The organism is Microcoleus sp. MOSTC5, assembly GCF_036701825.1.
GTDB classification, from domain to species: domain Bacteria; phylum Cyanobacteriota; class Cyanobacteriia; order Cyanobacteriales; family Microcoleaceae; genus Microcoleus; species Microcoleus asticus.
On sequence record NZ_JAUBRK010000003.1, the window covers coordinates 186,766 to 195,708 of the forward strand.

Here is an 8,943-nt window from a genome sequence, read left to right on the forward strand (position 1 = left end):
ACAGATGAATAAACACATTTGTGTCCGGCTGTGCCACAGCATCTTTCTGCCTCATTAACGGCTCAAGTTTAACAGGCGGTAGACCAAAAATATTCAACTCACATCCAAGAGCAGGGTATTCACAAGTGGGAAATCAAAAATTAGAAAATAAAGCGATAGAATGCCTGAATGTCGCGGAGGCACTGCACCAAATGGAAGCAAAATATTATAGTATGTTTGAAAATGCTGTGTCGGGCATTTTTCAAACAACCGAATCCGGTCGCTACATCAGCGCTAACCCAGCTTTGGCTCGTATCTACGGATATAATTCCGCAGCAGAATTGATGAGTTGTCTGACTGATATCAGCGATCAGCTTTACGTCAATCCCGATCGGCGCGATCAGTTTGTTTCTGCTTTGCAAGAACAGGGCATCGTATCTGATTTTGAGTCGCAGATTTATCGGCGGGACGGAACAATAATTTGGATCGCTGAAAATGCGCGAGCTGTCTGCGATGAAGCAGGTAAATTGCTCTACTACGAAGGTTTTGTAGAAGATATCACCCAGCGCAAGCAGGCAGAATCTGGACTTCGAGAAAGCGAGGAACGCCTGCGTTTAATAATTGAAGGCGTTAAGGATTATGCTATATTTATGTTAGATACTGAGGGGTATGTAGCTAGCTGGAATTCGGGTGCAGAACGCATTTTGGGATACAGAGCTCATGAAATAGTCGGCAATAATGCGGAGTGTTTTTTTACGAAAAAAGATCTTGAAATTGGCAAGCCCCAAGAAAAATTAATCGGGGCGGTGGCAGAAGGTCGATACGAAAATGAAGGCTGGCGGCTTCGCAAAGACGGATCGCGATTTTGGGCGAATATTATTGTTACTCCTTTGCGCGATGAAAGGGGAAAGTTGCAGGGCTTTTCTCAAGTAATGCAGGATATTACTGAGCAAAAGCGGGCGGCTGAGGAAAAGATGCAATTGATTGCTTCTTTGCAGGCGTCGGAAAAAAAGTTTCGCACTTTGTACGAATCGACGACTGATGCGGTAATGCTGCTAGACGAAGAGGGTTTTTTGGATTGCAATCCGGCTACTTTAAAGTTATTTGGATGCAGCACTGAGTCGGAGTTTTGCGGCAAGCATCCTTCGGAGTTCAGCCCGCCGTTGCAACCGGACGGGCAAGATTCTATGAGTCTTTCTCAAGATCGAATTAATACGGCTCTGCGATCGGGAAATTGCCGTTTTGACTGGCGGCACTGCCGTTTGGATGGTTCTGAGTTTCCGGCGGAAGTGCTGCTAACTTCTATGGATATCGGCGGCAAAATAGGGCTGCAAGGCGTGGTGCGCGATATCACTTATCGGGTGCAGGCTGAGGAAGCCCTGAAGCAGGCTAATGAGGTATTGGAATGCCGGGTTAAAGAGCGGACAAGTCAGTTGGAAGAGGCTATTAAAAAGTTAAGTTTATCGGAAGAAAAGTTTTCTAAGGCTTTTCGATCGAGCCCTGATCCGATGATTATTACTACTTTTGCTGAGGGTCGTTTTATTGAAGTTAATGATAGTTTTCTGTCGATGATTGGTTATGCTTTAGAAGAAACTATCTGGAATACAGTACCGGGGTTAAATATTTGGGTAAGGTCTCAAGACCGAGTTAATTTTAGACAAAGTTTGCACGAACAAGGTGTTGTTCGCAATCAGGAATGCGAGTTTCGGATGAAGTCGGGATCGGTGGTGGTGTGTTTGCTGTCAGCGGAATTGATTAACTTGGACGGCGAACTCTGTATGCTGGCGGTGATGACGGATATTACCGATCGCAAACACGCCGAAGAAGCCCTACGGGAAAGCCAGCGGGCCTTGGCGACGCTGATGAGCAATTTGCCGGGGATGGCCTACCGTTTTCGCAACGATGCCGATCGCAGTATGGAGTTTGTCAGCGAAGGTTGCTATCAGTTAGCAGGCTATTCTCCTGAAGAATTTATCGGCACTCGGCAAATTTCTCTCTCGGAATTGACTCACCCGGACGATCGCGATAATTTGTGGAATGCCGTGCAAGTTGCGTTGCAAGAAAATCGACCCTATCAGCTAAATTACCGAATTACTTCTAAAAATGGCGAATTAAAATGGGTTTGGGAGCAAGGTTTGGGGGTGTTTTCCGACTCGGGAGAGTTAATAGCTTTGGAAGGGTTAATTACTGATATTTCCGAGCAGAAACGCAGTGAAGAAGCTTTGCTGCGATCGCAAACAGAGTTAACCCAACAAAAACTTCAATTAGAAAATACTTTGCACGAATTGCAGCAAACTCAAGCTCTATTAATTCACACAGAGAAAATGTCTACTCTCGGTCAAATGGTAGCTGGTGTCGCTCACGAAATTAACAATCCCGTTAGCAGCGTCTGCGGCAATCTCGTCCACGTCGGCCACTACACGGAAGATTTGCTGAATTTGATCGATATGTACCAGAAGCACTGCCCGCAGCCGCCGGCAGCAATTAAAGGTAAAATTCAGGATATCGACCTAGAGTTTCTGCTAGAAGATTTGCCGAAAGCGATGTCTTCGATGCAGGTTGGGGCCGATCGCATTCGGGAAATCGTGCGCTCTCTCAGGAATTTTTCCCGCAAAGATGATTCTCAAATGAGCAAAGTTAACCTGCACGAAGGGATTGAAGGAACGCTGCTGATCCTGCAAAGCCGCCTGAAAGCCAGAGGCAACTATCCGGAAATTGCGGTAATTAAGGACTATGGAAATTTGCCTTTGGTTGAGTGTTATGCGGGGAAAATCAATCAGGTATTTATGAATTTGATCGGAAATGCGATCGACGCGATCGAGGAATACAACGAAGGGGATTCAGTTCCAGAAGTCAAAGCTAACCGCAGCAAAATTAAAATTAGGACAGAAGTCCAAAACTCCAATGCTGTAATTAGGATTTCTGACAACGGCCCCGGTATGCCAGAAGAAGTTTCCCAGCAGCTATTCGAGGCTTTTTTTACCACCAAACCCGCCGGCAAAGGCACCGGTTTAGGCTTGTCAATTTCCTACAAAGTTGTTCAAGAACACGGTGGCAAACTGAGCTGCGTGTCTGCACTGGGCCACGGAGCCGAGTTTATCATAGAATTGCCGATCGAACACCCGTAAAGTGCGATAGAGTTTTTAGGTCGGAAATTCAACTTTCAAATTATGAAATTCAACTCCACAATCTCAGTAGCATGATAGTGGCCTTCATTTTGGTAAGGTAGAGGCTTAAAATCTCAAGGGAACTTTTAACTCGAAACTGGGAACAAAAAAAAAGGGAAGAGGGTTTGTAAAGCAGGCGGTTGCAAACCGCTGTCTCAATCACGAATAAGGTGCGGGCGGAGGATAAGGGAATTAGTATATTCTTTCTTTCCCTAGTCCCAAGTCGCTAATTCTTAGCAAGAGAACCCCTAGACGGTTGCTCGTTCCCCATTTCCCGTTCGATCTTTCTTCTAATAACTGGGCTCGCAGTTGCGAGGCGGCGCTAATTGCGCTAAATAGCTATTACGAACTGCTCACCCCGGAATAGAAATCACAAACTCCGAACCCTGTCCCACGGAAGAATTCACGAGTAACGTACCTCCATGTTTTTCCACCACAATTTGGCGGGCTATAGACAATCCTAGTCCGGTTCCTTGACCCACAGACTTGGTTGTGAATAAGTGGTTAAAGATGTTTTCCTGGACTGAGTTCGACATCCCCACTCCATTATCCTTAATCCGAATCAAAACCTGATTGTTGGATTCGCTCAGAGCAGTTTGAATCGTAATTTGATTGGGTAGGGCTTTAATTTCACTAAAACTGCGCCCCTTATTTGACTCCTCCAGAGCGTCAATGGCATTAGCCAGTACGTTCATAAATACCTGGTTCAACTGTCCGGGAAAACATTTCACTAGGGGCAAGTTGCCATACTCTTTCACAACTTCAATGGCAGGGCGGAACTCGCTGGCTTTTAAACGGTGCTTGAGAATCAGCAGAGTGCTTTCGAGTCCGTCGTGAATATTGAAAGAAACTGGTCGATCGCTATCTGCCCTTGAAAACGTTCTCAAACTCGTACTGATATTGCGGATGCGATCGACTCCCTCTTTCATTGAGCTAATCAATTTGGGCAAATCTTCTCGCAAATACTCTAAGTCTATATCCTCGATTTTTTCTTCAACTTTAGCTCCTGGCTTGGGAAAACTATCTTGATATACATCGATTAGCTCGAACAAATCTTGTAGGTATTCTTGAGCTGGCTGTAAGTTGCCGGCAATAAAACCTACGGGATTGTTAATTTCGTGGGCTACCCCTGCGACTAAATTTCCGAGAGCAGACATCTTCTCACCCTGCACCAATTGCAACTGCATCTGTTTGAGATCGTGAAGATAAAGCTCTAGTTTTTGGGCATATTCCTGAGATTGTTGATACAGTCGCGCGTTCTGTAAGGAAATTGCAGCTTGCGAGCAGAGGATGTTGAGGATGGCGACGCGATCGCGCGTAAATGCTCCGATTGTGAGATTATTCTCTAAATACAGAATCCCCATGACTTTGCCTTGATGGAGAATGGGAGTGCATAAAACACTCTTAGGTTGCTGTTGGATGATGTAAGAGTCAGAAGCAAACGTGGTTTGAGTGCTGACATTATCAAACACTAAGGTTTCTTTTGTGCGTTTGACGTAATTAATTAAGCTCAGAGGAATTGCTTGACTCTCTTCAACTAGCAGAGAGTCTAGATGGCAATCTTGACGATTTGTACAGTGGACGGAAACTCTCCAATTTCCCTCCTCATTTAAAATTAATGCTCCCGTTTCAGCCCCAGCATTCTTAACAACCACTTGCATCAAAGTAGTCAGCAATTGCTCTAGCTCGATTTCGCTGGAGAGAGTTTGAGAAGCTTCGATTACAGTTGGCAAATCTACTAACTCCGAACTGCTTGTGCTGCCAATAATAGTCTTATTTGTGCTAGAGATATATGATGCACCATTGGTAGAGGTGTGAATGGTTTCGTTCGGATGCTGGCGAACTTGATTTGGTTGTAGGATAGCAGCCAGCAATTGGGGATAACGCTTTTCTAGATGGTCAATTTTCGCTTTTGCTCCCCAACGAGCATAAGCATAGTAAGCATCGATTAGATAGGGTTGTGCTAGTTTTTCTTTGCCCCATTCTAAGTAAAATTTGGCGGCGAGTTCGTTAGCAAGCGCTTCTTCGTTGACATACTCATTTTCTTTCGCCAGGGCAATGGCGCGATCGTACATCTCGATCGCTTCTATTTTTTCCCCTAAAACCCGATGCCGTTCTGCTTCTACCAAATAGAATTTATGCAGATAATTCATGGGGGCATGATGCGCCCAATTTTGCATTTTTTCTTGATTAGCTTGAACTCTGTCAAGAATACCCTGTTGTTGCGCCTTCGTCGCCGCTTCGCTAACAGACTCTAGACTATTGCTATACACCGCCAATTGTATTAAAGAATCGTAAAAATGGAAGACAGGAACCAAGGGCAATCCTATCACTGTGTCTAAATACTTCTCTGCTAAAGCTGTATTTTCAATCGCTTCTGAGTAATTTTCAAACCAGTAGTTAAGTAAAAATTTGTTCCAATATATGTAGGCAATTCCCGATCTGTCATTTGCTTGCTGGTGCAATGGCAACCTTAATTGTTCATCGCAGGCTTCGCCCTTTAGAAGGCAAGTATTTTCACTTTTTCCGAGCAGATTTAAGGTAGCTTGCCAATAGATTTCTATATAATTAAGGGCTGTTTTTTGCTGGATTTTATAAACAGCATTTCTGTAAGTTGCTATCTCTCTTTCCAGGCCAGTCAGTTCTTTACCGCTAAAGTAAGCAGAATAGGAGTACACAGCTAGACCATAGGCAGCATATTGTAAATCTCCTGTCTCTAGTCCGCTAGAGTAAGCTGATAACAAAGATTCTAAGGTTTTTCTCAAATTCTCTTTCCAAGGTCGGATAAATGTATTTACTGTGGCGACTGTCTTGGCTTTAATTTCTTGAGCATTTATCTTTGACACTAGATTTAAAGCCAATTGACCGAACTGATAACCTGAATCTATATCTCCCACAACTCCGCAAAGCAGAAGACCATAATTGGCATAAACAAAGGGAGACACGGAAGCATTACCATATTGGACGGACAAGTTTACTTGTTTGCATACCATCAAGGGCACCAGTTCTGGCGCAGCAATGTATGCCGCACCAAAGATACTTGATAAAAGTCTCATAGCTGCTAGTTTATAGGGATCGCTCATTTGAGGCAGGTCAATTAAATCCTCAATTCGCTTGCAGTTCAAAATTGACGCAGTTTCCCCTAGTGTCTGCCCAATATCTGAGGCGTTCGGCTCTTGGGGAAACTCCACCCCCAACAGCTTTAAAACTTGTAGCGCCGTATTAACTGCTTCTAGTAACTTGTTCTGAGCTATATAGACTTCAATCTGGACTTCATACACTATGATTTTGTCCAGTAAGGTTTTGGCGCAGTTTTGTACTACCTCAACGAACCTCTGCATTCCTTCAAAATCACCGCTCAAAAAACCTGCTTCTGCTGCTTCGTTATGTAGCGCTAATGTTATTTCATATTGATTTTGCCAACTATTTGCTATCAGTAATTCTCTGCCGAATTTGAAATATACAACAGCAGCCAAATAGGCAGTAGCAGCTTTGGCTTTCTTTCCGGCAACTAGATTCAAGTGTGCTAATTGCTCCCGTTCTGCTTCTTGGGTAATTAACTCAACTCCCACATTCAAGTGGTTGACAATATCAAATATTCTTTCTTCTCGTTCGGCTTCTGGCGTATTCTTTAATAACAGTTGACCGATTTTTAAGTGAGTCGAGCGCTTTTGGTCTTCTGGAATCAGAGAATAAGCAGCTTGTTGGACGCGATCGTGTAAGAATTTGTATTTGGGTAATTGATCGTGGGTAATAGGTAATGGGATAGATTTGTCCCTATTACCGTTTTCCCCGTTTTCATCTCCTTCTGCTTGGTAAAACTTATAAACCTCGCTAATGGGTAATATTAGCCCTTCTTGGAGAGCTTTCCACAGGTTGAGTGCAGTTTCTTCAAGCGATTTCTCCTCAACAATTGCCAGTGTTGCTAGGTCAAATTGATTGCCAATACAGGCTGCCAACTTCAAAACTTCTTGAGTTTGGACGGGCAACTTCCGTAACTGAATTGCTACGAATTCGACTACATCATCTGTCAGCGCTAATGTTCTTACTTTTGCAATATCGCACTGCCAGTGACGGATATCAAAATTAAACGAAATTAATCCATCTTCATGCAATGATTTGAGAAATTGGCTGCTGAAAAATGGATTGCCTTTAGTTTTCTGATAAACCAGTTCTGTTAAAGGTCGTGCTAGCACTTTTGAACAACCAAGAGTATCGGCAATTAAACCATTCAAATCCGACTGCTGGAGCGGCGCTAGAGTAATGGTATTCACCGTTGCTGAGGCTTTTTCAATGTCCGTCAAGGTCAGCATTAACGGGTGTGCTGGAAAAACTTCGTTATCTCGATAAGCTCCCATCAAGAAAAGATAGCGACTCCCCAAGTTGCTCATTAAAAGTTGTATCAACTTTAACGATGCTGAGTCTGCCCATTGCAAATCATCCAAGAAAATAACTAGGGGATGTTCCTTTGTAGTAAAAACTTGAATGAATTTTTCAAATAACAAATTAAAGCGATTTTGGGCGGCACTGCCGGAGAGTTCTGGTACGGGAGGTTGTTCTCCAATCAAAAATTTTAATTCGGGTACAACTTCCACAATTGCTCCCGCATTTTCGCCCAAAGCGGCTAAGATTTCTGAATTCCACTGCTCGATTTTTGCGTCGGTTTCCGAAAGCAACTGCCCGATTAAATCTTGAAAGGCTTGGACAAAAGCTGAGAAGGGAAGGTTGCGTTGAAATTGGTCGAATTTTCCTTTAATAAAGTAGCCGCGCTGCCGCACGATGGGTTTGTGGACTTCGTTGACGACGGCGGTTTTACCAATGCCGGAGAAACCCGCCACTAGCATCATTTCAGTGCTGCCTGCACTCACCCGGTCAAATGCTTCTAGCAGGGTTTGCACTTCGGCTTCTCTGCCGTACAATTTTTGGTAGTGCTAAACAAGTAATGATGCATTGTAATAATGGATGAAATACCAGATTGCACCGATATGATTTTCTAAAGATTTTGAAAAGGACAAAGTTTTTCGGACTAGCCGAGACACCCGTTGCCTCAACGTATTGTTGAAGCGCTCAATGTAGCTGGTTTTGCCTGTTTCTTTTCCCACCGCTTGATGTCGTTTGGTGGGTAGAACAGCCCCATACGCTGCCCAAAAGTCCGTGTATGCAACTGCGCATTGGCGGTAGACAGGTGGTAACGATTGCCACAATTGGCGGGCTGCGGCTTCATCCCGGCTTCCAATGTAAACACCCACAATCTCGCGGGTGTCTGCATCCAGGGCCAACCAGACCCACTGTTTGTTTCCCTTGTTATCGACAAAGGACCACAACTCATCACACTGGATTGTTAGCCTCCCCTTTTTTTGGGTGTCACTTGGACTTGGCGTGACACCCCAGCATATTTCTTATTGATGTAGGTTTGTAGCCATTGCTCAGACACCTGAGTTGCACGGGCAATGCCCGCGAGGGAAATGCGTTCCAGCAGCAAGCGGTCAATCAATGCCCGGGTTGCTGTATCAATCACTTTCTTGTGTGGATGCTCAACAAATTGCCGTCCACACTCATGACACTTAAAGCGCTGTTTACCGTTGTGGATGCGACCGTTTTTGACAGTTCGGGAAGATGTACAGATGGGACAAGCAGGCATGAGCAGACAAAGATAACCAGGAAATCAACTTTAACTGTTATATCACTTATCATTACATCTTGAGCGCTACCTGGATTGGGGTAGTGCTAAATATGTAATGATAGAGGAGTAGAATGAAGTGCTGATGCTTTCCTATCATGCCACCATGCCCCATTT

2 protein-coding genes and 1 pseudogene are annotated in these 8,943 nt (G+C 44.2%); 1 reads left to right on the top strand and 2 read right to left on the bottom strand.

Going from position 1 to position 8,943, the window contains the following annotated elements:
* The first annotated feature begins 125 nt into the window (after positions 1-125).
* Complete coding sequence (locus QUA54_RS02600) at positions 126-3,107, top strand: PAS domain S-box protein (RefSeq protein ID WP_333413032.1); 2,982 nt, start codon at positions 126-128, stop codon at positions 3,105-3,107.
* A 392-nt stretch (positions 3,108-3,499) separates the two neighbouring features.
* Here the strand turns inward: QUA54_RS02600 and QUA54_RS02605 are convergent.
* Both QUA54_RS02605 and QUA54_RS02610 read right to left on the bottom strand, forming a co-directional pair.
* Positions 3,500-8,071, bottom strand: a pseudogene (locus QUA54_RS02605) (trifunctional serine/threonine-protein kinase/ATP-binding protein/sensor histidine kinase); the annotation flags it as partial.
* A gap of 6 nt (positions 8,072-8,077) precedes the next feature.
* Positions 8,078-8,787, bottom strand: a protein-coding gene (locus QUA54_RS02610; RefSeq protein ID WP_333413036.1) for an IS1 family transposase whose coding sequence is annotated in 2 segments (ribosomal slippage) — positions 8,078-8,502 and positions 8,502-8,787 — 711 coding nt in all. Because the reading frame shifts where the segments join, the coding sequence is not laid out codon by codon here.
* Between the last annotated feature and the right edge of the window lie 156 nt (positions 8,788-8,943).